The sequence below is a fragment of the uncultured Psychroserpens sp. genome, from assembly GCF_947494225.1.
In the GTDB taxonomy this organism is placed as follows: domain Bacteria; phylum Bacteroidota; class Bacteroidia; order Flavobacteriales; family Flavobacteriaceae; genus Psychroserpens.
On record NZ_CANLUG010000014.1, the window covers coordinates 1 to 26597 of the forward strand.

Here is a 26597-nt window from a genome sequence, read left to right on the forward strand (position 1 = left end):
GAATAGTTCGCATTATTACCTGTAATCTCTGTGTTTTTTAACGTTAAATCTATACTCGTTAGACCATCTGGTGTACCGTCATCACAAACCTCTAAGGTTGTTGGCGCAACCACAACTGGCTGAGAGAAAACAGTAACCGATTGTGTTGTTGTTGTAGGACAAGCGCCATTTGTAGTATAATCTACAGTATATGTTGCATCAAATTGTCCTCCAGTTATAGCTCCTGTAGCAGCATCTATAACTGCACCATCTCCTGGGTTAGGGTTAAATGTAAAAACACCTCCAGGTAATCCTGTAACCGTTGCTAAACCTCCATCGCAAGTTGGTGATAATGTAAAACTCGAATCGTCTTCTGGAAAAACAGTAACCGCTATTGTTGTTGTTGACGGGCAGTTTCCTGTTGTTGTATAATCTACTGAATAGGTTACTCCTGGTAGTCCATTAGTTATTTCTCCAGTAACTGGATCTAACACGGCCCCATCTCCTAAATCAGGGTTAAAAGAAAATACGCCTCCCGCGTCACCAGTAATCGTCGCAGTAGCTCCAGTACAACTAGGCAAATATGTAAATGTCGAATCTTCAGAAGGAAAAACCGTTACACTTTCGCTTGTTGTTTCCGGACAAGGTCCTGCTGTTGTATACTCAACTGTATAAGTTGTTCCAGATACTCCTGTAATCAAACCTGTATTGTCATCTATAACTGCTCCATCCGTTGGTACTGGGTTAAACGCAAATGTTCCACCAGCATCTCCCGTAATAACAGCTGTTGCCCCCTCACAAGTTGATGTTAGTGTAAAACTCGCATCCTCAAACGGTAAAACTGTTACTGTTTCAGTAGATGATACCGGACAAGCTCCAGCAACTGCATACTCTACTGTATATGTAGCTCCTTGAGTACCATTAGTAATCGTACCTGTTAGTAAATCTAAAACCGCTCCATCTGTTGGAATAGGGTTAAACGTAAACGTTCCACCTGTATCACCTGTTATGGTTGCCGTGGCACCATCACATGTTGGCGTCAAAGTGAAACCTGCATCTTGAGAAGGTAAAACCGTAACAGTTTCAGTAGTACCAGGGCTACAAGAACTTGCAAACTCATATATTACAGTATAAGTTGTACTTGAAACACCGTTAGTAATCGTTCCTGTAACAGGGTCTATAACCGCTCCATCAGTTGGTTGCGGGTCTTCAAATGAAAACGTACCTCCTACATCACCCGTTATAGTAGCAGTTCCTCCATCACATGTTGGCGTCATTGTAAAAGACGTATCAAACACTTGACCGACGAGAATAGTTTCTGTATCATTAACGGTCAAGGTACATGCACCTACAGTAATGTCTATAAGATTAAAAACTTGGTCTACTGCTGGGGTCCCTATAGTTACAGTAGCCAATCCTCCTGCGTCTAAACCGACGGTTTGGGTAGCACCTGCATTAATAGTATAACTGACAGTTCCATTTGGGGAACCTGTTATTGCAAATTCTGCATCCTCTCCATTACATATTGGATTCGTTACTGCAGTTACATCTGCCGAAAGCTCTTCTTCTACTGTAATACAAACCTCTTCTGTATATTCACAACCGAAATCATCAACAACTCTGAATGTATAACAGTGTAATCCTGCTGTTGTAGGAGCAACTGTAATCGTAGTTCCTGTTACATTCGTAATGGAAGGATCTGCGTCCCATGTTTCCGAAGTAATCACAGGAGTAAAAGACAATTCTGGAGGTTGAATATTTGGATCAAAATTTAATCCCCAAGAAAAGATATATCCATTATCAATAGATAAATTATCAACAATTTCAATACACCAATCACCGTTAAGTGGGCTTCCAACTAATTGATTAAAAGATTCTACTGGTAAATAAGTTCCTGGTTCCCATGAATTATTTGGAGGGTTCGTACCCGCAGTAATTGTATTTGCATTAGATAATAATGTTGTTGCAGACATTGAAAAACAATAGTCGGCACCAACACCAGGCGTGTTAGAATTATCGTCATTGGCTCCACCAAAATAAGTTCCTCCTCCTGCTTGGGTAAACAAATCGGCTTCTTGACCATTAGGAGAAATAATTTTAATATCTAAATCCCCAGAATACGAATGTTCCATATTTACACATATCTCGATAAGCTGATTTGGGTCAGTTAACAATTGATCTGACTCAAAACAGTCAACTGTTATACACGTTGTATACACTGCACCAGAACCATCTGGTAAAAATGTCGTACCACTAACTGGTGGCGTACAATCATTAACAAAAGGAACTGCATTTACAACACCATCTATAGTTGTTGTCTCACCGAAACACAAGGTGTCATCTGCGGCTTGAGTTCCAGTAAAATCTGGTTCTGTAGCCACTTGTATGACTTGATTAATTAAATTGGTATTAGAACACCCTAAAGGGTCTGAATCTGTATTTGTATCTCGAACATTTAAATTAACAATATATACACCAGGTGTATCATAAGAAAATGTAGCTGTTTGACCATCAACAAAATTCCCATCATCTAAATCCCATTGATAGGTTGCTCCTGTTCCATCAAATTCAAAAACACCACTACCAGTAAGTGTAATTTCTTCATTAGGACAAACTCTAATATAACCATCGGCATTAGCCGCCGGAGTAGAAGAATCCAATTGAGATACAATCGTTTGGCATGGTGTAAAACAAGATATATCTGCAGACCAACCTGTGGTTGTTCCTGCGCCATCTGAAACAAATTGAATCGTTAAACATCCTGAACCGTTGTCATCTGTAGCGGTAACAAACCCAGGATTATTGGCACCATCAAAAGTACCGAAAGGTGGACTTGCAACACTATCTCCATTATAGATAGTCATAACATCTGCACCAAGTTGCGTATTAAAATCTGTAAATGTTAGTTGTACGAGTTGACCTGGACTATCAGGACAAATGGTTATAACTAAATTTTCATCACTAGAGTAGGCTCCTCCTGCTCCTCCTGTATCCAAAAATGTTCCAGAACAAGCAGTAACCGTACCATCTTGCATTAGAATATCTTGGGCGTAAGTATGTAACGAAAATAACGTGAAAATTATGAGTAATGCTTTTTTCATAGCTAAAGATTATAAATGGCTAATTAATATTTTATTTATGTTGAGATTTGATAATAATGAAGTAATTGGTATTATCAACTCTATACATATGAGATCCGTAAGAATTAAAATTGAATAAATATTTTAACGGATTGAAATTTTGAGGGTTAAAATTCGTATCACGCTGCAAATCACTTACATAATAATCCATTAAAGGTACTTCAGACAGTAATGTGCAAGGTTTTTGGTCGCTCGAATTTGGTATGTTTTTAATTTCAACTCTATTGCGTAATATATTTTTTATATCTTTTAGTCGCTGCGGTTTACTTAAAACATTGGTATTTGTTTTATTTCCATAAACTTCATTTATTAGCGCTAATTCGCTACTTGTCAATGGACTATTTACGTTAGGGTTGTAGTTAACTGTTTTTTGTTTTCTGGTTGAATTTGAAGATTGAGAAAACATTGCAGGTGTTGTTAATAATGTACATAACAACATGAGAGGGAACAGTAATTTTGAGTTCATGATTATTCAGGTATTTAAAAACGTGAAATTTAAGAAAATTTTAATAAACAAACTGTTAAATCGGATATCTTGTGCATACATCACGATTATAGGCATATAACATGTTGAATTAATAAATTCCTACCCTACTTTCCTTTTTTTTTATTGCTTATCTTTGCATTCTCTTTTAAAATAGAGACATTATTTTTTAATTTAAATGAATTTCTGTTATTACGGAATACAAAGAATGAAAATAGAAAAGGATATACAAGATTTTGATGCTGTAGGTGACAACCATATTGGAACCTCTTCTGAAACACCTATGCGTAGTGATGCATTTGAGTTAACGTCTTCAGAAAAAATTGACATCATTAAAGATGATGTTAGGCATATTATGGAAACTCTCGGACTTGATTTAAACGATGATAGTTTAAAAGGAACTCCTAAACGTGTTGCAAAGATGTTTGTAAATGAAATTTTTGGAGGCCTCAATCCAGATAAAAAACCGAGTGCTTCAACGTTTGAAAATAAGTATAAGTATGGAGAAATGCTCGTAGAAAAAAACATTACGGTCTATTCAACTTGCGAACATCATTTATTACCTATTGTCGGAAAAGCACATGTAGCCTATATCTCAAATGGTACAGTAGTGGGACTTTCTAAAATGAATCGCATTGTAGATTATTTTGCAAAACGTCCACAAGTACAAGAACGTCTAACAATACAAGTCGTTAAAGAATTACAAAAGGTTTTAAACACAGAAGATGTAGCATGTGTTATTGATGCAAAGCACTTATGTGTTAACTCTAGAGGTATCAGAGATGTAGATAGCAGTACAGTCACTTCTGAGTTTGGTGGAAAGTTTAAGAATAAAGAAACTAAACGTGAATTTCTGGACTATATCAAATTAGACACTACTTTTTAGATATACAGCCTTCCAAAGAAAAAAAAATATTAGATTTGGGTATTGAAATCAATACTCAAACTAACCCATACATTATAAATACGTTTTAGCATGCAATTGTACGAAGAGCAAAAGATTCAAATTTACAACACGCTTAGTGGAAAAAAAGAAACTTTTAAACCAATAGAAGAAGGTTTTGTTGGTATGTATGTTTGCGGACCAACCGTATATAGCAATGTACATTTAGGAAATGTAAGAACCTTTATGTCTTTTGATATGGTATTTAGATACCTCGATCATTTAGGTTATAAAGTACGTTATGTTAGAAATATTACAGACGCTGGTCATTTAGAAAATGATGCAGACACTGGCAAAGATAAAATTACAGAGCAGGCTCGGAAAGAGGAAATAGTTCCTATGGAAGTTGTGCAACGCTACACAGTAGACTTTCATAATGTTTTAAATACATTCAATTTTCGACCTCCAAGTGTAGAGCCAACAGCCACTGGTCATATTATTGAGCAAATTGAATTAATAAAAACCATTATCGACAACGGATTCGCCTATGTTGTTAACGGTTCGGTATATTTTGACGTACACAAGTTTGATGAAACTAACAATTATGGAATTTTAAGCAAACGTAAGCTTGAAGATCTTATTCACAATACTCGTACCTTAGACGGTCAAAGTGATAAGAAAAATCCACAAGATTTTGCATTATGGAAACGTGCAGAGCCACAACATATTATGCGTTGGCCTTCACCATGGAGTGACGGGTTTCCAGGTTGGCATTTAGAATGTACAGCGATGAGTTCGAAATATCTTGGTGATAATTTCGATATTCATGGTGGAGGAATGGATTTGAAATTTCCTCACCACGAATGTGAAATTGCTCAAAGTGAGGCCGCAAAAGGAAAGGCGCCCGTGAACTATTGGATGCATGCAAACATGTTACAATTAAATGGACAGCGTATGTCTAAATCTACCGGAAATGTTGTGAATCCTCACGAATTATTATCTGGCGAGAACAAATTTTTTAGTAAAGCCTTTACGCCTAGCGTTATTCGATTTTTTAATGCGCAATCCTCATATAGAAGTATTTTGGATTTAACTGACGACGGTTTATTAGCCAGCGAAAAAGGTTTTTATCGCTTAATGGATGCTATCAATCTTTTAAGCAGTATAAAAGCTGGCAACACGTCAACATTTAATGTTTCAGAATGGAGACAGAAATGTTATGACGCGATGAACGATGATTTTAATTCACCTATTTTAATTGCTCATCTATTTGAAGCTGCAAAGCATATTAATCAAATAAATGATAATAAGGCATCATTAACTTCTGAAGATTTAGAATTACTGAAAAAGACCATGAACGCATTTACGTTTGATGTTCTTGGATTAGTAAATGTAACGAAATCAGACACTGGAACTGATAAACTCGCAGGAGCAATAGAGCTGCTCATCGAAATACGTCAGCAGGCAAGAGCCAATAAAGATTTTGCTTTGTCTGATAAAATTCGTGACGACTTAGCCGAAAAAGGTATCCAGCTAAATGATGGGAAGGACGGGACGACATTTACGACCAATTAATTATGAAACGTTTACTTGTTGCGCCTTTTTTGTTTTTAATTAAAGTTTACCAAACTTTAATTTCACCCTTAACACCTGCAACATGTAGATTCCAACCAACATGTTCACATTATTCTAAAGAAGCGCTAGAAAAACACGGACTTTGGAAAGGAGGTAGATTAGCCTTAAAGCGAATTTTTAGTTGTCATCCTTGGGGTGGGTCTGGCTACGATCCAGTTCCTGAAAAAGAAGATTAAAACTATCTTAACATTACAAGTAGTTAACTCATAAATACTATCTTTATCCCAATAAAATTTAAATGTATGCTTGCTCTTGAGATGACATGGAATCCTATTAAAGGAATTGATTTAGGCATTTTTACTTTACACTTCTACAGTGTCATGTGGATTGTCGCTTTTCTTTTAGGTTTCACGATTATTAAACGTATTTATAAAAATGAAAACCAAACCAACGAGTCCCTAGATTCTTTATTTATCTACTCTGTAATTGGAATTATGCTAGGTGCACGTTTAGGGCATGTTATTTTTTATCAATCTGAATTAATTTCGGAAGATTTTTTCAGTATTTTCCTTCCGTTTAAGTTTAAAGGAGGCTTCGAATTTACAGGCTTTCAAGGACTCGCTAGTCATGGCGCTGCTATTGGTATGATTATTTCCATGTACCTCTATAATAAAAAAGTGCTAAAAAAAACAGTGCTTTGGGTTCTAGATCGCGTTGTTGTTCCTGTAGCATTAGGTGCAGTATTCGTGAGATTAGGAAATTTTATTAATTCTGAAATTATAGGAAAAATCACAGATTCATCATTTGGTGTACGTTTTATTCAAGACCAATACAATAAATATGAGGTTGTAAAGATTACCGGAATAAAAAACGTGAAAGAGGCTTACACGGCTTTAGGCAACGATCCAAAATATGCAGAGTACTTAGAAAATGTTCCTTATAGACACCCAGCACAATTATACGAAGCGGGTAGCTATATTTTTGTATTTCTTATTTTAATGTACTTCTATTGGAAAACTAAAAAACGTGAACAACAAGGCTTTTTATTTGGCTTGTTTCTTGTCTTATTATGGACGGTTAGGTTCTTTGTTGAATTTGTTAAAGAAGCCCAAGTTGAAGGGAGAGAAGATTATGTGTCGTTTATGAACACTGGACAACTTCTCAGTATTCCCTTTATACTAATCGGACTTTATTTTATGTTTGTTTACAAGCCAAAAACAAAATTAAGCTAATATGAATAGGATGTATAGACACATTAAGTTTACTACAGTTTTATGTCTTGCATGTTTGACTATACTAATATCTTCTTGTAAGGATGATAAAAAGTCGTCTATCGTAAAAGACGTAAAAATCAACTTTAAGAAAGAAGGTGAATTGCAATTAAAAAAGGCCGACTCAGATTCATTGTTAGTGAGGCTTGATATTGAAATTGCAGACGATGCCTACTCAACACAAACAGGGTTAATGTATCGCGATCATATGGATGACAATCATGGTATGTTGTTTATTTTCCCTAATAATGACTTTCGTTCGTTTTATATGAAAAATACCGAAATACCTTTAGATATCATCTATATTTCAAGAGATAAAAAAATCGTAAGCATTCAAAAAAACGCTAAACCTTTTGACGAAACGTCTTTACCTTCTGAAGGTCCTGCCAAATATGTCCTTGAAGTTAATGCAGGATTAAGTGATCTTTGGACTTTAGACAAAGGAGATATCATGGAATTTACGATTCAATAACCTCTCGTTATTTCCACGTACCAAGTTCATCGCTTAATCTGCGATCAAGATTAAAACTTAACCCAACTCTATGATTACTCACATTATTTAAATGACCATTATTAAATGGGATACCATAACCATAAGTTAGATTTAACCAACCTAAGACACTAATTCCAACTTCTGGCAGCATCCTAAATTCTGAATTTCCATTTTGAAAATAATTAACAGCAGACAGTCGTAGTGCAAAAACGGTGTATGCAAACTCGTAACCAACTTTAGGAGCAATGGTATGGTTATGACCATCTCGAAGATTGGTTTCAACACCTATTCTAAAGCCATCCACACCAACAACTGGAATCTTATCTGATGCTCTTACAGTAACATCTCCAATGAGAACATTAAATTCTAAAAACGTCTCATGCTGAACAATCAAGCCCGGAGAAAAGATGATATCATTATAGGTCTTCTTATAAGTTTCTGGTTCTCCACTTTGAGCATTTGAACACCAAAAAGCAAAGATTAAAGTTAAGGTCGTTAAAATCTTATTCATACATAAATGTATAATAATAATGTTAGGTATAAAAAAAACCACTTCAATTGAAGTGGTTTTTTTTTTAAATTAAGATAATTTATTTTTTAGCCTCTTCCTCTTTTGGAGGAGCGATACCTTTATTTTTCAATGTATCATACATTAATGGTGTTGCGATAAATACCGAAGAGTACGTACCAACAACTACACCAACAATTAATGCAAATAATAATCCTCTAAGCGATTCTGCACCAAATATAAACATCGCCAGAAGCACCACTAAAGTTGTTAAAGACGTATTTAATGTTCTACTTAATGTACTATTAATTGCAGAGTTAATATTTACTCCACCTTTAAATCCGGCCCGTTCTGCAAGCACTTCTCTAATTCTATCAAATACTACAACGGTATCATTAAGCGAGTAACCAATAACGGTCAAAATTGCCGCGATAAACGCTTGATCAATTTCCATACTAAATGGCATGAACTTATAGAGTAATGAGAAAATACCTAATACAATAATAACATCATGGAATACTGCTGCCACAGCACCTAATGAGAACTGCCATCTTTTAAAACGGAATAAGATATAAAGGAACACAACTACTAAAGATCCTAAAACGGCTAATAACGATTCTCTTTTGATATCATCGGCAATGGTTGGACTCACTTTACTAGAAAGCACTTTACCAATATTATCCTTTCCTTCTGAAAAGTCTTCATATGATAATCCTTCTGGCAAATACGATTTCAAACCATCAAAAAGCATTGTTTGCACCTCTTCATCGACATCAACCGAATTTTCATCAACCTTGTATTTTGTAGAAATCTTTAGTTGATTTGCGCTACCAATAGTTTTTACCTCAACACTACTAAATACTGCAGTTAAATCTTTTGCTACTTCTTCAGAACTAACAGCATCTGCAAAACGCACTTGATATGTTCTTCCTCCAACGAAATCAATACCTTGGTCTAATTTATTCGTAAATAACGATCCTAAACAAACAGCAATTAAGATACCCGAAATTACATAGGCTACTTTACGCTTACCAATAAAGTTAATGTTATTATTCTTAAATAAATTCTTAGTTATTGATGTTGAAAAATCTAATGTTTTACCACTATTTACATACCAATCTACTAATAGACGCGTAATGAAAATCGCCGTAAATAAAGATGTTAAAATACCAATCAATAATGTTGTAGCGAAACCTTTAATTGGTCCAGTACCAAATACAAATAAGATTAATGCTGTTAAACCTGTAGTAATATTGGCATCTAAAATTGAAGATAATGCATTTGCAAAACCATCTTTAACTGCTTCTTTCTGAGATTTGCCTTTACCTAATTCTTCGCGAATACGTTCAAAAATAAGTACGTTGGCATCTACAGACATACCAATTGTTAATACGATACCCGCTAAACCAGGTAACGTTAAAACAGCCCCTAATCCTGATAATACTCCAAAGATTAATAAGATGTTTAATAATAAAGCGATATCAGCAAAAATACCTGCTTTTCCGTAGTAAAGAATCATCCAGATTAATACTAAAGATAAGGCAATCAAGAATGATTTTGTACCAGAATCAATAGCTTCTTTTCCTAATGAAGGACCTACCTGATCTGCCTGAACAATCTCTGCTCGTGCAGGCAATTTACCAGCTCTTAGTACGTTTGCTAAATCTTCTGCTTCTTTAACCGTAAAGTTTCCTGAAATCTCAGTGTTACCACCAGATATCGCTCCGTTTGATGCCGTTGGTGCCGAATAGACAATATCATCTAAAACGATTGCTATTTGAGAACCTTGTTGATTAGCTCTACCTGTAATTTCTTCCCATATCTTAGCTCCTTTAGCATTCATCTGCATTGACACAGATGGCTTATTTGTTTGGCTAAAAGACTGGCGCGCGTCAGTTACAACTCCACCACTTAATTCTGGAACATTATCTCTATTTCCTTTTAAGGCATATAAATCGATATATTCTGTTCCCGTTTCAGAATTCACAAAAGGAATTCCAAACGCAAACTGTGTAAAGCGTGCATCTGTAGGAAGACCAGCTCTTACCTCTGGCATATTAAGATAAGACTCTAATAGCTCTTTATTTTCAGATTCAATAGTGAATAATCCACCTTGTGTGTTTGGATATACGGCAACAATTAAATCGAGTAAAGGGTTTACAACTGTATTAACAGCTGTAGAATCTGTAGAGGTTTCCCCTAATAAATCATCAATATCAGTAGTATCAGTAGTATCTGTGCTATCCACAACAGTTGTGTCTTGTTCTACAACTACCTCTTCTTTTTCGTCAGCTCCTAATAGTGTTTTTAGCGTTTCATTAGCCTGACCAATAAATGTTCCTAATTCATTTGCTTTAACAACATCCCAAAATTGTAACTGAGCTGTTGTAGTAATTAATTCTGTAGCACGTTGTACATCCTTTACACCAGGTAATTCGACTAAAACACGACCTGAGTTTCCTAAACGTTGAATATTAGGAGACGTTACACCAAATTGGTCAATACGCTTACGTAATACTTCAAAAGCTGAAACAATAGATTCATCAACTTTTTCTTGTAGTTTCTTTTTCACATCGGCATCAGTCATTGAAATATCAATAACATCATCTAAATCTCTGTTGGCAAAAATATCAGGAGATGCCAATTTTTGATCACCTTTCACAGCCTCCCAAGCCGTAAAGAAAGATTCTAGATATGATTCCTGAGCATCTTTTTGAATTTCCTCAGCATCTGTTAGTGCTTTATTAAATGCTGGATCTTTACTCTTATTTGATAATCCTTCTAATATATCTTTTACAGATATTTGAAGAATAACGTTCAATCCACCTTTAAGGTCAAGACCAAGATTCATGGCTTTTTCCTTAACTTCTTTTCCAGTGAAACTTGCAATACCCATGTTATACGCTTCTACGTTAGACAGTGAGTCTATATAGCGTACTTCGGCGGCATTAATTTCGTCTGGGTTATCAGATTTACTTACTGCAAATGTTTTTGCAGCATCATCGATTTGGTTGTTTTTGAATGTAAATGATAATTGGTAGATACTTACCAATCCAAATAACACTGCAAAAAGTTTTACTAGTCCTTTGTTTTGCATTATACTTTTTTTTAGGTCAAATTTTTAAACGCGCAAATATATAATTTACAACGTATCTGACAATTGTTTTTTTGTATTTAAATAATTAAGAGTGTGGTCTTTGGCTAGATTGAAAGCCACATAATTACGTTGAGACATTATCTCAAATAATTATAAACGGAATATTATGGGATGATTTAAGAGCCTAGCCAAGCATCGCATTCCCAAGTGAACATGGGCCAGCTCGAACTTCTGGAATTTTATATGATCCATTATCTATCGCTATTGCAATATGCTTATTAAACTTATAAGCAACCTTTACAATTCGATTTAATGCCTTATCGTCAATCTTCTTTGAAGACAGAAATACATAAGGATTTGAAAAACGATCGTTCTCAGCTTTGGTTTCTAAAGCAAGTTTTCCTTCAATACCTGAAAGGTCATCGCCTTGTTGAATTTCATAGACGTCAACATTATAAACAACAGTATCCTCTTTCGGAAATTTTCTACCTTGTTGACTTTCATTGAAATAATTAATAGACAGCGTTTTGTCTTCAGAAAGCAATGCCTTTATACTAGCAACATCAGAACTGCTATAATATGAGATCTTAAGTTGTCCCTCTTGCTGTTCTTGAACTTCAATATTTTGGACATTAGCCGCTTGAAGTTTTTGCTTAATAAATACAATGGTACTATGCGTATCATAAGACGATACATCATCACTAGCCAATTGCAGCACTATTTCCTGATTTGGAACTGCATCTTGCTGATTACTAGCAACACCACCCAATAAGGTGAGGACTAAAATAAGAGCACTAATGTACCATTTGGCATTCATGCGCCAAATATATAAAAAATAAAGTATCTAGGGTTACACTTAATCGTTTATAGCTAGAGCCTCAACGAACTTTATTTTTGGAATACGTTTATTTGAACTCAAAACGAATGCTAGATCTTGTGTTTCTTCTAAAGTAAAACCTCCAGAAATTTCGGTATTTCCTCCTAAAATCGCTCCATTAGAAACACCTGGCGCAGAATATACGATATCATTTAACGCAATTGCTATACGTGATTGTTCACGATGGGCTTTCGCTGTCATTCGTTCCCATCGTTGTGCTCCTTTTTGATTCATTTGCATGGAAACACAAGGGTTTCCTAAAAAATCATAATTTGGTCTAGCTTCGGTTATATGGGTTTCATTGACTAAAGCACTGCCGCTTGAAGTAGGTTTCACAGCATAAACTCCTAATTCTTGACTATCATCAGGCAATCCAAACAAAAACTTTGTATTTCTCATATTAACTGGCAATAAACCTCTAATTTCTTTTCTATTAAAATAGGCTGTTATTTGTGCTGTATCTTTTACAGATACTGAAAAGAGAGCTCCAAAATCATTTGCAGGCATTTTGATTATTTCATCTATTGTTTTTAAAGAATCATCTAATTTAAAATTATTAAGTGCGTCATACAAAAACTCGTATAACTGTTCATGTTTTAAACATTCCCAAAAACCCAGCTTACCTCTGTTGGTTAAAATCGCATGTAAACGTTCAAGTTTCACGTCTGTATTTACAATGACTTCAATTTGTTGTTTATTATTAAGAGTCACTTCATAATTTGATGCTATAGACTCAAGTCTATTTTTAAGCGTTACGATAGTTCCTTGCTTATCATTTAAAGATACTTTATCTGGATTAACAAACTCATAAACAACTGCATGTTGGTTTTTAGCTTTTATATTTCCGCAGGAAAAAGAGACAATAGCAATACAAATAAGATAGATATATTTCATAAGATTTAAACAAAAAAAGGCTACCATGATTAATGATAGCCTTAAATATATTAAAAAAGTTAGGTATTATAATTCTAACAATCCGTTAGTTTTCTTAACACCCTCAGCACTTTCTTTAAGATGTGTTTCTTCTGCATCACTTAAGTTAATTTTTATTATGCTTTCGATACCATTTCGTCCTAAAATAACTGGCACTCCAATGCAAAGATCGTTGAGTCCATATTCACCTTCTAACAATGTTGAACAAGGGAACATTTTCTTTTGATCACAAGCAATGGCTTGAACCAATCCGCTTACTGCAGCGCCTGGTGCATACCAAGCCGAAGTTCCTAAGAGTTTCGTTAATGTTGCTCCACCAACCTTAGTATCTTCTTTGACCTGATTTAAACGCTCGTCTGATAAAAATTCAGAAACTTTTACGCTATTTCTGGTTGCATGTGCTGTTAAAGGCACCATACCTTTGTCGCTATGACCTCCAATCACCATACCATCAACATCACTAATTGGTGCTTCTAATGCTTCAGCTAATCGATATTTAAAACGTGCAGAATCTAAAGCTCCTCCCATACCAATGATTCGGTTTTTAGGTAAATCTGTAGTTTTGTGCACTAAATATGTCATTGTATCCATTGGGTTACTTACTACAATGATAATAGTGTCAGGAGAATGTTCGATTAAACTAGACGATACTGTTTTTACAATACCAGCATTAATTCCAATTAACTCTTCACGCGTCATTCCTGGTTTACGTGGAATACCAGAAGTAATAACACAAATATCACTATTTGCAGTTTTAGAATAATCGTTAGTAACACCTGTTATTTTAGTGTCAAAACCGTTTAAAGAAGCAGTTTGCATCAAATCCATTGCTTTACCCTCAGCAAAACCTTCTTTAATGTCTAATAATACAACTTCGCTAGCAAAATCTTTAATAGCAATATATTCCGCGCAACTTGCACCTACTGCTCCTGCTCCAACTACTGTAACCTTCATATAATTTTATGTTTTAAATTGTGTTGTTATTTGAGTGTGCAAAATTACAAATTTTTAGGCGTTTAATGAAAAAAGCGTAAGATAAAATCCTACGCCTATATATTACATTTCTAATTTATAAAACGCTATCTAAAACTAAAGGCAATTCCCGCTGTTGCCGTATTATAGTCTTGAAAGGTATAATCGGCAAAAATCTTAAAAAAACCTATGTTCAATCGGGTTCCAAGAGTTGCTCTCATACCATTTGCTTCAAAATCTAAATTTATCGGATTACTAATAGACTCTTCGACGGTTCCTATGACATTACCGTTACTGTCCTCTACGTCATAAGTAAGCACATAATCTCCTTTCATTTTTGTTATTGTCTTTCCTTGATTATAACCTACACTGCCATAAAGTGTAATAATTTTAAAATCTAAAGATGCAATGGCTTGGATGGTCCATGTATTCATTTTAAATTCGGCTTCTCCATTAGTCACGGCTACCTCATCGTCTGCATTTTCATCATCAATATCATAAGTCACTTTCATATTGGTAAATGCTCCTAATATTGATAAATTTAAAGGTAGTTTATCTAATGGTCCTAAATATTGCATGAGATCATGTTGTAAACCAAAACCTATGAGATTTGCTTTAATACTATCGTCAAAATTCAATCCAGGAAATAGCCTAAGTTTTATATCGGTTTTATATGGTAATCCAAATCCCAATTGAACCATTGGTGTTGGAACCGCATTAATTGGTAAGTCTTCTGTAATACCACCAGGCATATCAAAGCTAGCAACTTTGAAACTCCCATCTCCGTTTGGGATACTAATATCAATTTGGGTTTCTGTATCATTTTCACTCATGACTGTATTTAGAGATGTTTCTCCATTTGGTAACGATAGAAATGTATAATCTCCTGGCACAAAGGCAAACATTTCGTTTTCATTGGGAACAAAAGATGCATTAGCATTAATCATAATATCGAAGCCAAATTTTTTATGAGTTTTCGCTGTCGAATACCAGCCACCATTCATACTAAACATCAAACCTTCCATGGCAGGGTTTAAATAGTTTTGGGTAAGCAAACTAGCATCTTCTGCGGCCAGTAGGATTGTTTCGAGTTCTTGCGATTTAGACTTTTGAAAAGCAAAGAGAATTATGAATAGAATCAGTAGATTTTTCATAGCATTTGATTTATTGGTTAATATAAATGTAATGAAAAAACGAGACTATTTACCGCTTGTCGTTAAAAATTACTTTTAATCGATAAAAGTTAAAAGGAGTTCATAAAAAAAGCAACTGCATGTAAATGCAGTTGCTCGTATTTCGGATTACACTTAAGTGCTTCCCTAGTTACGCATCAATATTGGCATAAATAGCATTTTTCTCAATAAATTCTCTACGAGGTGGTACTTCATCACCCATTAACATAGAGAAAATGCGATCGGCTTCACCTCCATTATCGATTTGAACTAAGCGCATCGTTCTAAATTCAGGATTCATAGTGGTATCCCAAAGTTGTTCGGCGTTCATTTCTCCAAGACCTTTATAACGTTGGATTTTAGCACCATCTCCATATGACTCTATAATTTCATCACGTTCCTTATCACTCCAAGCATATTGTTTTTTAGCTCCTTTTTTAACCAAATATAAAGGTGGCGTTGCGATATAGATATGACCATTTTCAATAAGTTCTTTCATATATCTAAAGAAGAACGTCAAAATCAAGGTAGAAATATGGCTACCATCAATATCGGCATCACACATTATCACCACTTTGTGATATCTTAATTTTGAAAGGTTAAGTGCTTTACTATCTTCTTCTGTACCTATAGTAACTCCAAGTGCAGTGAATATGTTTTTAATCTCTTCGTTTTCAAAAACTTTATGGGTCATTGCTTTTTCAACATTCAAGATTTTACCACGTAAAGGTAGAATAGCTTGAAAAGCTCTATCACGTCCTTGTTTTGCAGTTCCACCTGCCGAATCTCCCTCAACTAAAAACACTTCACATTTTGTTGGATCTTGCTCAGAACAATCACTTAGTTTACCAGGTAAACCTCCAATACTCATCACTGTTTTACGCTGAACCATATCACGAGCTTTTTGAGCAGCATGACGTGCTTGAGCAGCAAGAATTACTTTTTGAACTATTGTTTTGGCATCATCTGGATGTTCTTCAAGATAATCGGTTAACATTTCAGAAACGGCCTGACTAACAGACGCTGACACCTCTCTGTTACCTAATTTTGTTTTGGTTTGGCCTTCAAATTGAGGCTCTTGAACTTTTACAGAAATAATAGCTGTTAATCCTTCTCGGAAATCATCTCCAGCAATATCAAATTTTAGTTTATCTAACATCCCAGAAGCATCAGCATACTTTTTTAAGGTATGTGTTAGACCTCTTCTAAAACCAGATAAATGTGTTCCTCCTTCATGTGTATTAATGTTATTTACATACGAATGTAAATTCTCGGCATATGATGTATTATAAATCATGGCAACCTCAACTGGCACACCATTTTTTTCACCTTCAAAGGCGATAACATCTTTCATTAAAGGTTCTCTGTTCCCGTCTAAAAATTTAATAAACTCTTTAAGACCTTCTTCTGAATGAAATGTTTCTCCTTCAAAAGTCCCGTCTTCTTTTTTATGTCTTTTATCAACTAAATGAACTGTAATTCCTTTGTTTAAATAGGCTAATTCACGTAAACGACTTGCCAAGGTGTCATAGCTATACTCTAAAGTCTGCGTAAAAATTGTTGGGTCTGGCTTAAAGGTAACTGTTGTACCTCTTTTATCTGTGTCACCAGTAGTTTTTACAGGATACATAGCTTTACCACGTTCATATTCTTGTTCGTAGATTTTTCCTTCTCTAAAAACAGTAGCTTTTAAATGTTCAGAAAGTGCATTCACACAACTTACACCAACACCATGCAGTCCACCAGAAACCTTATACGAATCTTTATCAAACTTTCCACCTGCACCAATTTTGGTCATTACAACCTCAAGAGCCGAAACTCCTTCTTTTTTGTGTAACCCAACTGGAATACCACGACCATCATCTTCGGTAGTGATAGAATTATCTTCGTTAATAGTTACAGTAATATTATCACAATGTCCAGCTAAAGCCTCATCGATAGAGTTATCTACTACTTCATATACTAAATGGTGTAAACCACGAGTACCAACATCTCCAATATACATCGAAGGACGCATGCGTACATGCTCCATGCCTTCTAATGCCTGAATACTATCTGCCGAATAATTATGCTTGTTAAATTCTTCTTTCTTATCGCTCATAAATTTTAATTTATTTTGGAATATTTAATTCTTAATTTTAAGTCTGTTTTTTAAAACCTACTGAAATAAAAAAAGACGCTTACTAGCATCCTTTTGAATACAAACAAAGATACGAAATAATAAGGCTTTTTAAAAGATTTTTATCGATTGAAAGCAATAATTATCAACATTTGTTAATTACTTAAAAACGCCTTAAATCGTCTAAAAAGCATCTTAAAATCGATTTTGTTGTTTTTTGTTCTTGTTCAAAAAGTACTAAAAACACAAAAGGCTTTAGAGGTGATATTTCAGATTTAAAATATGCTAGCAACGTCTAAATTCTAGACTTATTTTTTTGTTTTCTAAGCCGTGTGAAATCGTTCCATTTCCAAATTAAATACGTCACTAATAAAAAGACAGCATTAACGAGTAAAATGACTATAATAAATGGTGTCCATGTTTCAAAAGTTACATTATTAATCGTATGCAAAAAACTATCGCCATCATTACTTGAGGTAATTAAATGTCTTGTTGCCCAATTATTACCTAAATGAATTCCTATAGGAAAGAATAGTGTTTTCGATTTTAACAAAGCCGTTGCGAATAATAGATGTCCTACTGGAATGCTAATAACCAAGAACAGTATCATTCCTTTATTTTGTAGTACATTCTCGTCTAAAACATGGATGAGCATAAAAAGCAATGAAAAAATTATGTTTGCAACAATGACATTAAAACGATCTACAGTTTTTTTGAAAATATAACCTCTAAACAAAAACTCTTCTACTGCCACTGTTGGCAAAATAGTATAGAATGCATACAAAATAGCCGTATAGTCTACAGATGTACTCAAAACTATAGATTGGCCTGTAAATAACGTTTTAACATATGTCGCGACCAATAAAGCCAATGCTCCAATAATTAGTCCTAAGGGCAAAAAAGCTAAGTTCCTTGCCTTCCAATCTAACCCAATAGCATGTAATGATTTATTATCTATTTTGAATAACATCCAAGTCGCAATGCCTAATAATATGGCGGAGGTATATGGGAAAAACCGCTTTAGAAATGGTGTATCAATGACTACACTTAGCACTAGGGCTAAAGCAAAGAGTAACAACGCTAATGTTAATCGTGTTGCTGTAGGATACTTATGTAACAAACGTTTTATCTTACTTAACATGTTCTTCCTTAGTTTTATTAACAACGAAATTTGATTTAAATAGGAACTTAAAACTTATTAGTGTCATTATAGAAGGAAAGAAACCTCTAAATAACCAATAATAGAATTCGTTCCATTCGGACAATTCGATTTGTGAAAGTTTGAGAAATAGCAACTCACCAAAAGGCTGATTTGGGTAAAAACAGGTCATTATAAAATTGTAGCCTATGTGAAGCCCCAAACCAAGCATAATTGACTTGGTTTTATGAAATGCATAAGCCCACACAAAACCGGTAAATCCTGTAACTAGAATAACATATATGATGGGAACGATTCTATCTTGAGTCATTCCGTAAGAAAAGATGTGATAAACCCCAAAAACAAGCGCAGACATCAAAATTGCCCGCCTACTTCCAATTCTACTTATAAGGATATACAAAAAAGGGCACCTCTAAAAACTAAATCTTCCGTTAAAGCTGATCTAAGGTGATAGATTAATGCGTTGCCTATTGACTTATAATTAACCACTTGTTTTTCCCAAGTAATTGACTTTATCTGCGTTTCAATATAAATCATTGAAAGACATATTAAACTTATCATTATAAAGCCCATTACAACCTGAACAGTTCGATTTTTATTCGGAATAATTCCTAAAACATTTAAGTTCTTTTTCTCAATGAAATGCAAGAGCACCCATGAGATTACTATTATTACTAATAATCCTAACATTTGAAATGAAATTTTAAAAAGATTAAACCTTGCTTTTTGGTTTTAAAAATGGAATTGAAAGTGGGTAGTAATAAGTCCCTTTGTTTAAAGCAGACATTAAGCTTTTAATGCTAAATACAATACCAAAAAGAAATACGGCTCCTGTTCCAAAGAAATTAAATCCAGGAAATGGAAAAAACATTAACAGTGATACGATTAACATTAGGTTTAAGGTACAGTGAAAGTTAATAACAGCTCTACCATGTTCATCATAAACCTTATTGTCTTCACTCTTGCTCACCCATATAAATATTGGAATCAAAACATTTGCAAATGGTATAAGTAATCCAAAAAATGGAGAACCATGAATTAACATCATCCATTTTCTTCTCACAGTTTCTTCGTTAGGGTTATCTAAAACCAATAAATCATTAACATCTATTTCTAGACCTTCTGCTAGCAATTTTACAGTTTGCAAGTGTGGTTGTACTTCGCCTTTTTCAATACGTTGAATTGTACGAACGGTAACTCCCGTTTGATGAGAAAGTTCTTCCTGCGTGTATCCTTTCAACTTTCGTTGGTATACTAAATTTTCTTTAAGTGTACGTTGTTTCATTTTGGTCATTTTTATTGAAACAAATCTATGGCGTATTCTCGGTCTTTGACACGACATTTAAATGTCATCTATCTGTCACATACAGGATACATCAGGGTTTCAACAAATATATAGTTTTGATTTTTAAACAATCAAAACTATATCAGAATTTTAAAAAATTTAAAAACTGTATTACAAATCTAGCCATTGTTTAAATGAAGAGGCTTTATTTTTACCAATAACAATATCAATTTCCGAGGCTGGTTTGGTTTCAATTTTAAGAGAACTATTACCAAATTTTATAATCTTATCTATGGCATAAATTGAAACAATTATTTGTCGGTTAGCTCTAAAAAACAACTTATCATCTAACGAAGAATAGATTTGATCAAGGCTATCATTCGCTGTAAAACGTTTGCCATCTTTTCTCACTATATAGGTGATTGTATTCTCTACGTAGATATAGGAAATATCTTCAATTGAAACTGGCATCAGTTCATTTCGTATATAAGTAAGTAATCGTTTCTTCGGGAATTCTTTTACATCTTCTTCATCTTCTTTTTCAAATGCTTCAATCTCATCCTTAGCTTGTTTTTCCTTTATAATTGCAATATTCTTTTGATAATTTTCTAATGACACATTTAGCTTTGATAAATTAAGCATTCCATCTTCTAGTCGCGAAGAACGTTTTTCTAACGCTTCATAATAATAACTGCTTAAATATCTCGTAATTCCTAATAGAAGTATCAAGACTAAAAGCCCTAATATGATAAAAACTATAAAATAGCTACTCTTAAAATGACCTGTTTTATTAATGAAATTCTTTAAATTAATATGAGTAGCCACAATTAAATCTGAATTAGCTATTGGGTCAAGACGTATTATTTCCGAAGCATTTAAGCCTTCTTCGTCTAAATCATAATTGTCAATAAATTTATATAAATCTTCAACTAAGATTTCGTTTTTGATATTAGATATCATTGCATTTTTTTTGGTATCTATAGTACCTACTTTAGTGATATCTGGATAACAAACCATTTTACCAGACCAATCTATGACCGACAAAAAAGAAATTTCGTCATTAACATCTTCAATACTCTTTTGAATAGCTAATACCAAATCTTGTTTTTCTACTTTATTTTCTAATGCTTTTGAACTAATTAAAGAAATTTCTTTGGCTCTTCTTCTACCTGAATCAATTTCATGTTCTAGAAGTAATATTGTACTATTTTTAGAGATAATCTGTACTGCTACAAAAGAAGATAACATGTATACTACACTAAAAACAACTGATATCAGAATATAAATTCTATAATTTTTCATTGTTGGTTTGTAAGGTTATATAATTTATACCACTAATTTAAACGTTAGATAATCAAAACATTTAAAATTCAAAGCTCAAAATTCCAGCTCAGAGCTTAATTTTCCGTTTCGGTTATTTTGTGATACTGTAGACGTTTTTTTAGTAGTTTAATTACATACTTTTATAATAATCATTAATAATAAAGTCAACTCTTAAACATAGAAATCAGACTTAATAATTAATTAAAATTATGATGAAACGGTATTTAGATAAAATTTTTGTAATCGTGTTTTTATTAGTCTCGGTTGCTATAATAGCTTCAGATTTAATATCAAAATCTGGTGATAGTAACACCATAGAAAAACGAACTATCAAACAGTTATCAACCAATGAGTTGATTTTTGAATACAAAAATAATTCTCTAGGTAAATTTATTGAAAAAGCGATTGAAGTTGACGGTGTTTTAAAGGAAATAATGTATAAAAACAATGTATATACTTTGTATTTAACAGACGGACATAACAACACTTATATTTTGTGTGAATTACAAAATGATCAAGCTAAAAAAATCCCTAATCTCTTGGTTGGTGATAAGGTCAAAATAAAAGGGATTTTAAAAGGACATTTAATGGACGTTATCTTATTAAACTGTATTATCTTATAAATAGGAATTCATGAATAAAACTTTACTATTAATTCTTCTTATTTTTATTAATCTCAGCTCTACAACTCCAAGTAAGGAGGAATATATTGAACGCCAAGGGGAAGTATCGTTTTTCTCATATACCTCTGTCGAAAACATACAGGCAACCAATAACCAAGCATTAAGCATTTTCGATATAAAAACAAATGAAGTGGCGGTTAGAATTTTAATGCGCGCATTTGTTTTTAAAAAGTCACTCATGCATGAACATTTTAACGAAAGCTATATAGAATCTGATCTATATCCTGAAGCCACTTTTAGTGGAACAATAGTAGATTTTGACCCCTCCATTACAACCGAACAAACCAGAATAATAAAAGGTGATTTTACCTTAAAAAACATCACCAAGCCCGTCGAGATAAAAGCCAAAATATCTAAAATTGATGAAAATTATAGTATTGATGGAAACCTAGAAATATTAATAGAAGACTATAATATTAATATCCCAGCATTATTATCTCCAAATATTTCAAAAAAGATAGAAGTTACCTTTAATTTTAAATACAAGCCACATGAAAAGTAAAGTCATCTATTGTATACTTTTCCTAAGTATCTCTGCTCATTTATCATCCCAAAATCTATTGGATAAATTAGCAAATGAAGACATAGAAACATCAAGCTATGTGATGTCTACTTTTAAAGGCACTAGAATTTCTATTGGTCATTCTGTTGAAACTCGAAAAAAGAACACCTTAGAAATTTCTTTCATGAGTCGCTATTGGAATGTACCTCAAGAAAGTAGTAATTCTTTTATTGCAGACAGAATGTGCACTAGAGTTGGTTTAGACTATGGCATATCAGATCGATTAACTGTTGGCTTCGGTTCTGGAAACCCTAATGGTATTTTTGATTCGTATTTAAAATACAGATTAGTACAACAGAGTACAACAAAAAAAGGAAGCCCAATTGGCATTACCTTGTTACAAGCAGGCACTTACAGAACAAGATCTATAAAAGGTATTGAACGAAGAACTAATTTTGGGGAAAAACTAGCGTTCACAACTCAAGTACTTATTTCAAGAAAGTTTTCTAGAAACTTTTCATTTCAAATTTCGCCTACTTTCATACATCGTACATCGTCTAATTTTAGCATTGATGATCACAATCACTTTGCAGTTGGCTTTAGTCCTAGATATAAACTCAATAATCATGTTGCTTTGGTCTCAGAATACTATTATGTTATAAACCCTTTAAAATCTCTTGATACTTATGGCGCCTTTGCATTAGGTGTAAATTGGGAAGTAAGTGATTTACTACTTCAATTTAAAATGACCAATAATCAAATATTTACAGAAGACGCATTCATCACTCAAACTGCACAAAATTTCAATTTTAGAGATGGTAATTTTTACTTCGGATTTCATGCCACTTATCATATCCAATTATAAATCCGAACAAAACGAAATGCACATAAAAAAATTCATTTTTAATGCTCAATTTTCCGCTTTACACTTATTTAGTTGCTAGACAGTCCTTATCTAAGCGTTATTTGCTGTATTAAATTATTTAAACAAATTTTAAAAGCAATGAAAATGAAAAACGTTTTTTTATTACTAACACTTACAGCTTTAATGATGGGCTGTAGTTCAGATGACGATACTAATACTATCGTAGAAGTTGACCAAAGCATTATTCGAATTACTCAAGTAAACACTGATACCAACGAGGTTGTTATTTCAAACTTAGGCACCACATCAAAAGATGTTGGCAATTATTGGCTTTGCTTGGGGCCTGGAACCTATGTTCAATTTTCAACAGCAACGAGTGGGACTACAGCACTGAGCCCAAACCAAAGTATAACATTGTCTTACGATGTTAACCCTACTTCAGGCGGACTGAGTATTTTTTCTAATAACACTTTTGGCTCTACAAATCCAGAAATCTTACTAGATTACATACAATGGGGCGCTGCCAATCAGGCCAGAGCAGATCAAGCAGTCACTGCAGGTCGTTGGGATGATGTTAATAGTTTTGTCCAAGATGGTTCTCCATACAATTTTAATGGTCAAGCTAATCAGTTTGGTGGAGCATTTTGGGAAGGAACAACTGTAGTAAATAATACGCCTGGTATTGTGAAAATCGCTCAGGTAAATACAACTACAGACGAAATAAGTTTAACCAATCTTGGCGGAACTTCTATTGACGTCGGAGATTATTGGTTGTGCTTAGGCCCTGGTACCTATGTTCAAGTTTCCAATGCAACCAGTGGTTCAACAAACTTAAACCCAAATCAAAGCATTACATTATCGTATGATGTTAATCCTACGGCAGACGGATTAAGCCTTTTTTCTACTAATACCTTTGGTTCTACAAATCCCGATATACTTGTTGATTATGTACAATGGGGAGCTGCAAACCAAGCACGAGTGGATCAAGCCGTAACTGCAGGACGCTGGGATAATGCAACTAATTTTTTACAAAATGGCTCTCCATATAATTTTAATGGCGAAGCCAACGATTTCGGTTCTACGTTCTGGAATTAACCCCAAATGACATGACCTACTTATTTTAAGTAACCAACCTAAAAGGCATCATTAAATTGATGCCTTTTTTAATTAAAGCACACCAATTAAATTGTCTACAATCGTTTTAAATCATTAAACAGCACATGGAACTTTATAATTAACATGAAGTACTACTTGTTCCTTTCAAAACCACTAGAACTTCAATGTTTTCAATACTTTCAACAATTCCACTTTAAAGCCCATTTTTCCGCTTCACTATAATTTAATTGTATTAAGGAGGCTTTCCTAGTTTTATTTGCATCATCAAATTATTAACACATTTTAATCACAAAAAAAATTGAATGATGAAAAAACTACAAATTAAAGCATTGCTCTTTTTCCTCTTTATAGGACAAATTGCAAATGTAAGTGCTCAGGCAGATCCTGTCTTCACTAATTTAAATCCTAGCTCGCAAGAATTAACAATAACGAACATAGGTGATCAATCGGTAGATATTGCAAATTATCAATTATGTACTGATGGGTTTCGATACGACTCTGTGGGTTCATTAACTGCTCAGAGCACAGTACTAGCTGCTGGAGATGCCATAACCTTAACATGGAATGACATACAAACAAATGGAAACGGTACTTTAATCTTATTTACAGGTGCTACATTCAGCAGTAGTAATCCTGATCAACTAAGAGATTATGTACGTTGGGGAACAAGTACCTTCAGAATCAATCAAGGTGTAAATTCAGGACGATGGAATAGTACAACTGCGTCTATTTCTTTTACATGCTCGCCAGAGTCTACTTCTGGTGTAGTAACTACTGGAGGCACTCGTGGAGGAAGCCCAGGTGCATGGGGAGACGCCGATGCAGGAACCATACAAATTAATAGTATTGCTACTGGTAATCCTAATAATACAACAAGCCTTGGTTCAGACGGTTTATCTGCCGTAATCTGTGTAGATAACCAAGCAGATCCAATTGTCGTAAATCACGTTACAGATGCTACACGCTCTTACTTATACGTTATTACCGATAATAGTCCGCAAGAAACAATATTAAACATTACAGATAGTAACACCATAGATTTAAATGGCGCTGGTGTAGGTACTTGTCTGATTTGGGGTTGGAGTTATTCTGGACTTGGAGGTGTTGATGGTGCTTTAGCTACTTTTGGTGGAGGCCCTTTACAAGCATTGAGAGATGCCAACTGTTCTGATGTATCTCAACAGGCCATAACAATTACCCGCGAAGCTGCGAATGGTGGTACTGTAGCTATTGATCTCGTGGTTACTGGGAATCCTAATAATACAACATCGTTTAATGGTGATACTGAAGCCGTAATTTGTGTAGACTCTCAAGCCGATCCTTTAGTAATCATTCATGAGAATCCTGGTGCTGAAAACTTATCATACAGATATGTGATCACTAATGAAGATGCTTCGGAAATATTAGCAATATCACCTTCGGCTACTATCGATCTTAATGGAGCTGGTGTTGGAACCTGTCAGATTTGGGGTTGGTCATACAGAGGAATGGCCGATAATGGAGCGTCATTTATTGGCGGACCGCTTAGTGATCTTAATGCTGCTGAATGTTCGGATATCTCTGATAATGCCGTAACTGTAATTCGTGAGGCTGCGAATGGTGGTACTGTTGCTATTGATCTTGTGGCTACTGGGAATCCTAATAATACAACATCGTTTAATGGTGATACTGAAGCCGTGATTTGTGTAGACTCTCAAGCTGATCCTTTAGTAATCATTCATGAGAATCCTGGTGCTGAAAACTTATCATACAGATATGTGATCACTAATGAAGATGCTTCGGAAATATTAGCAATATCACCTTCGGCTACTATCGATCTTAATGGAGCTGGTGTTGGAACCTGTCAGATTTGGGGTTGGTCATACAGAGGAATGGCCGATAATGGAGCGTCATTTATTGGCGGACCGCTTAGTGATCTTAATGCTGCTGAATGTTCGGATATCTCTGATAATGCCGTAACTGTAATTCGTGAAGCTGCGGATGGTGGTACTGTTGCTATTGATCTTGTGGCTACTGGGAATCCTAATAATACAACATCGTTTAATGGTGATACTGAAGCCGTGATTTGTGTAGACTCTCAAGCTGATCCTTTAGTAATCATTCATGAGAATCCTGGTGCTGAAAACTTATCATACAGATATGTGATCACTAATGAAGATGC

General features: G+C 34.3%; 23 protein-coding genes. 10 read left to right on the forward strand and 13 right to left on the reverse strand.

The window, feature by feature from the left end:
* On the reverse strand, window positions 1-3080 hold a 3080-nt coding region (locus tag Q0893_RS19250; RefSeq protein WP_299278852.1), incomplete at its 3' end, for a PKD domain-containing protein.
* Between the two features lie 31 nt (window positions 3081-3111).
* Window positions 3112-3585: a hypothetical protein gene (locus tag Q0893_RS19255; protein WP_299278854.1), complete on the reverse strand. Its 474-nt coding sequence runs from the start codon at window positions 3583-3585 to the stop codon at window positions 3112-3114.
* A gap of 226 nt (window positions 3586-3811) precedes the next feature.
* On the opposite strand from Q0893_RS19255, the gene folE reads away from it, so the two are divergent.
* The 5 genes from folE to Q0893_RS19280 all read left to right on the forward strand — a co-directional run bounded on the left by folE (window position 3812) and on the right by Q0893_RS19280 (window position 7804).
* A complete protein-coding gene (gene folE, locus Q0893_RS19260; protein ID WP_298905058.1) occupies window positions 3812-4489 on the forward strand; it encodes a GTP cyclohydrolase I FolE in 678 nt (225 codons plus the stop codon).
* A 90-nt stretch (window positions 4490-4579) separates the two neighbouring features.
* Window positions 4580-6061, forward strand: a complete 1482-nt coding sequence (cysS, locus tag Q0893_RS19265; RefSeq protein ID WP_299278858.1) for a cysteine--tRNA ligase — start codon at window positions 4580-4582, stop codon at window positions 6059-6061.
* 2 nt (window positions 6062-6063) lie between these two features.
* Window positions 6064-6297, forward strand: coding sequence for a membrane protein insertion efficiency factor YidD (gene yidD / locus Q0893_RS19270; RefSeq protein ID WP_298905052.1), 234 nt, complete (start codon window positions 6064-6066; stop codon window positions 6295-6297).
* Window positions 6298-6363: 66 nt separating this feature from the next.
* Window positions 6364-7293 (forward strand): prolipoprotein diacylglyceryl transferase, encoded by a 930-nt coding sequence (gene lgt / locus Q0893_RS19275; RefSeq protein WP_298905049.1) that lies wholly within the window; start codon window positions 6364-6366, stop codon window positions 7291-7293.
* 55 nt (window positions 7294-7348) lie between these two features.
* Window positions 7349-7804, forward strand: a complete 456-nt coding sequence (locus Q0893_RS19280) for a DUF192 domain-containing protein (protein WP_367180688.1) — start codon at window positions 7349-7351, stop codon at window positions 7802-7804.
* Between the two features lie 7 nt (window positions 7805-7811).
* Here Q0893_RS19280 and Q0893_RS19285 read toward each other — a convergent pair whose 3' ends face one another.
* From Q0893_RS19285 to Q0893_RS19335, 11 genes are all read right to left on the reverse strand, one after another.
* Window positions 7812-8336: a hypothetical protein gene (locus Q0893_RS19285; protein WP_299278862.1), complete on the reverse strand. Its 525-nt coding sequence runs from the start codon at window positions 8334-8336 to the stop codon at window positions 7812-7814.
* Between the two features lie 79 nt (window positions 8337-8415).
* The gene (secDF, locus tag Q0893_RS19290) at window positions 8416-11430 is read right to left on the reverse strand and encodes a protein translocase subunit SecDF (protein WP_298905043.1); all 3015 of its coding nucleotides are present in this window, start codon (window positions 11428-11430) and stop codon (window positions 8416-8418) included.
* A gap of 184 nt (window positions 11431-11614) precedes the next feature.
* Window positions 11615-12247 (reverse strand): hypothetical protein, encoded by a 633-nt coding sequence (locus Q0893_RS19295; protein ID WP_298905041.1) that lies wholly within the window; start codon window positions 12245-12247, stop codon window positions 11615-11617.
* A 39-nt stretch (window positions 12248-12286) separates the two neighbouring features.
* Window positions 12287-13201 (reverse strand): hypothetical protein, encoded by a 915-nt coding sequence (locus Q0893_RS19300; RefSeq protein WP_299278866.1) that lies wholly within the window; start codon window positions 13199-13201, stop codon window positions 12287-12289.
* A gap of 66 nt (window positions 13202-13267) precedes the next feature.
* Complete coding sequence (gene mdh, locus Q0893_RS19305; RefSeq protein WP_299278869.1) at window positions 13268-14194, reverse strand: malate dehydrogenase; 927 nt, start codon at window positions 14192-14194, stop codon at window positions 13268-13270.
* Between the two features lie 125 nt (window positions 14195-14319).
* Window positions 14320-15366 carry a DUF6588 family protein gene (locus tag Q0893_RS19310; protein ID WP_299278872.1) on the reverse strand — a complete coding sequence of 349 codons (1047 nt, stop codon included), beginning with the start codon at window positions 15364-15366 and terminating at the stop codon, window positions 14320-14322.
* Window positions 15367-15535: 169 nt separating this feature from the next.
* Window positions 15536-17485, reverse strand: a complete 1950-nt coding sequence (gene gyrB, locus Q0893_RS19315; RefSeq protein ID WP_298905030.1) for a DNA topoisomerase (ATP-hydrolyzing) subunit B — start codon at window positions 17483-17485, stop codon at window positions 15536-15538.
* Window positions 17486-17798: 313 nt separating this feature from the next.
* On the reverse strand, window positions 17799-18644 hold the full coding sequence (locus Q0893_RS19320; RefSeq protein ID WP_299278876.1) for a CPBP family intramembrane glutamic endopeptidase: 846 nt from the start codon (window positions 18642-18644) through the stop codon (window positions 17799-17801).
* Window positions 18634-19017 carry a CPBP family intramembrane glutamic endopeptidase gene (locus Q0893_RS19325; RefSeq protein WP_299278879.1) on the reverse strand — a complete coding sequence of 128 codons (384 nt, stop codon included), beginning with the start codon at window positions 19015-19017 and terminating at the stop codon, window positions 18634-18636. Before Q0893_RS19325 ends, Q0893_RS19320 begins: the two co-directional genes overlap by 11 nt.
* Before the next feature lie 357 nt (window positions 19018-19374).
* Window positions 19375-19947 carry a helix-turn-helix domain-containing protein gene (locus Q0893_RS19330; protein ID WP_299278882.1) on the reverse strand — a complete coding sequence of 191 codons (573 nt, stop codon included), beginning with the start codon at window positions 19945-19947 and terminating at the stop codon, window positions 19375-19377.
* Between the two features lie 171 nt (window positions 19948-20118).
* Complete coding sequence (locus tag Q0893_RS19335) at window positions 20119-21249, reverse strand: LytTR family DNA-binding domain-containing protein (protein ID WP_298905020.1); 1131 nt, start codon at window positions 21247-21249, stop codon at window positions 20119-20121.
* A 230-nt stretch (window positions 21250-21479) separates the two neighbouring features.
* On the opposite strand from Q0893_RS19335, the gene Q0893_RS19340 reads away from it, so the two are divergent.
* The 5 genes from Q0893_RS19340 to Q0893_RS19360 form a co-directional block, all read left to right on the forward strand.
* On the forward strand, window positions 21480-21893 hold the full coding sequence (locus tag Q0893_RS19340) for a hypothetical protein (protein ID WP_299278885.1): 414 nt from the start codon (window positions 21480-21482) through the stop codon (window positions 21891-21893).
* A 10-nt stretch (window positions 21894-21903) separates the two neighbouring features.
* Window positions 21904-22455: a YceI family protein gene (locus Q0893_RS19345; protein WP_299278888.1), complete on the forward strand. Its 552-nt coding sequence runs from the start codon at window positions 21904-21906 to the stop codon at window positions 22453-22455.
* Window positions 22445-23320, forward strand: coding sequence for a DUF5777 family beta-barrel protein (locus tag Q0893_RS19350; protein ID WP_299278891.1), 876 nt, complete (start codon window positions 22445-22447; stop codon window positions 23318-23320). Before Q0893_RS19345 ends, Q0893_RS19350 begins: the two co-directional genes overlap by 11 nt.
* Before the next feature lie 144 nt (window positions 23321-23464).
* Window positions 23465-24415, forward strand: coding sequence for a hypothetical protein (locus tag Q0893_RS19355; RefSeq protein ID WP_299278894.1), 951 nt, complete (start codon window positions 23465-23467; stop codon window positions 24413-24415).
* A gap of 323 nt (window positions 24416-24738) precedes the next feature.
* On the forward strand, window positions 24739-26597 hold a 1859-nt coding region (locus Q0893_RS19360; protein WP_299278897.1), incomplete at its 3' end, for a hypothetical protein.

What these genes read in the sequence shown, in the direction of transcription:
- Q0893_RS19330 (WP_299278882.1), bottom strand. Translation starts at nt 19,947, where the DNA reads ATGAAACAACGTACACTTAAAGAAAATTTAGTATACCAACGAAAGTTG.
- yidD (WP_298905052.1), top strand. Translation starts at nt 6,064, where the DNA reads ATGAAACGTTTACTTGTTGCGCCTTTTTTGTTTTTAATTAAAGTTTAC.
- Q0893_RS19355 (WP_299278894.1), top strand. Translation starts at nt 23,465, where the DNA reads ATGAAAAACGTTTTTTTATTACTAACACTTACAGCTTTAATGATGGGC.
- Q0893_RS19310 (WP_299278872.1), bottom strand. Translation starts at nt 15,366, where the DNA reads ATGAAAAATCTACTGATTCTATTCATAATTCTCTTTGCTTTTCAAAAG.
- Q0893_RS19255 (WP_299278854.1), bottom strand. Translation starts at nt 3,585, where the DNA reads ATGAACTCAAAATTACTGTTCCCTCTCATGTTGTTATGTACATTATTA.
- mdh (WP_299278869.1), bottom strand. Translation starts at nt 14,194, where the DNA reads ATGAAGGTTACAGTAGTTGGAGCAGGAGCAGTAGGTGCAAGTTGCGCG.
- Q0893_RS19285 (WP_299278862.1), bottom strand. Translation starts at nt 8,336, where the DNA reads ATGAATAAGATTTTAACGACCTTAACTTTAATCTTTGCTTTTTGGTGT.
- cysS (WP_299278858.1), top strand. Translation starts at nt 4,580, where the DNA reads ATGCAATTGTACGAAGAGCAAAAGATTCAAATTTACAACACGCTTAGT.
- Q0893_RS19325 (WP_299278879.1), bottom strand. Translation starts at nt 19,017, where the DNA reads ATGTCTGCGCTTGTTTTTGGGGTTTATCACATCTTTTCTTACGGAATG.
- Q0893_RS19350 (WP_299278891.1), top strand. Translation starts at nt 22,445, where the DNA reads ATGAAAAGTAAAGTCATCTATTGTATACTTTTCCTAAGTATCTCTGCT.
- Q0893_RS19320 (WP_299278876.1), bottom strand. Translation starts at nt 18,644, where the DNA reads ATGTTAAGTAAGATAAAACGTTTGTTACATAAGTATCCTACAGCAACA.
- Q0893_RS19300 (WP_299278866.1), bottom strand. Translation starts at nt 13,201, where the DNA reads ATGAAATATATCTATCTTATTTGTATTGCTATTGTCTCTTTTTCCTGC.
- Q0893_RS19345 (WP_299278888.1), top strand. Translation starts at nt 21,904, where the DNA reads ATGAATAAAACTTTACTATTAATTCTTCTTATTTTTATTAATCTCAGC.
- Q0893_RS19340 (WP_299278885.1), top strand. Translation starts at nt 21,480, where the DNA reads ATGATGAAACGGTATTTAGATAAAATTTTTGTAATCGTGTTTTTATTA.
- lgt (WP_298905049.1), top strand. Translation starts at nt 6,364, where the DNA reads ATGCTTGCTCTTGAGATGACATGGAATCCTATTAAAGGAATTGATTTA.
- gyrB (WP_298905030.1), bottom strand. Translation starts at nt 17,485, where the DNA reads ATGAGCGATAAGAAAGAAGAATTTAACAAGCATAATTATTCGGCAGAT.
- Q0893_RS19295 (WP_298905041.1), bottom strand. Translation starts at nt 12,247, where the DNA reads ATGAATGCCAAATGGTACATTAGTGCTCTTATTTTAGTCCTCACCTTA.
- Q0893_RS19335 (WP_298905020.1), bottom strand. Translation starts at nt 21,249, where the DNA reads ATGAAAAATTATAGAATTTATATTCTGATATCAGTTGTTTTTAGTGTA.
- folE (WP_298905058.1), top strand. Translation starts at nt 3,812, where the DNA reads ATGAAAATAGAAAAGGATATACAAGATTTTGATGCTGTAGGTGACAAC.
- secDF (WP_298905043.1), bottom strand. Translation starts at nt 11,430, where the DNA reads ATGCAAAACAAAGGACTAGTAAAACTTTTTGCAGTGTTATTTGGATTG.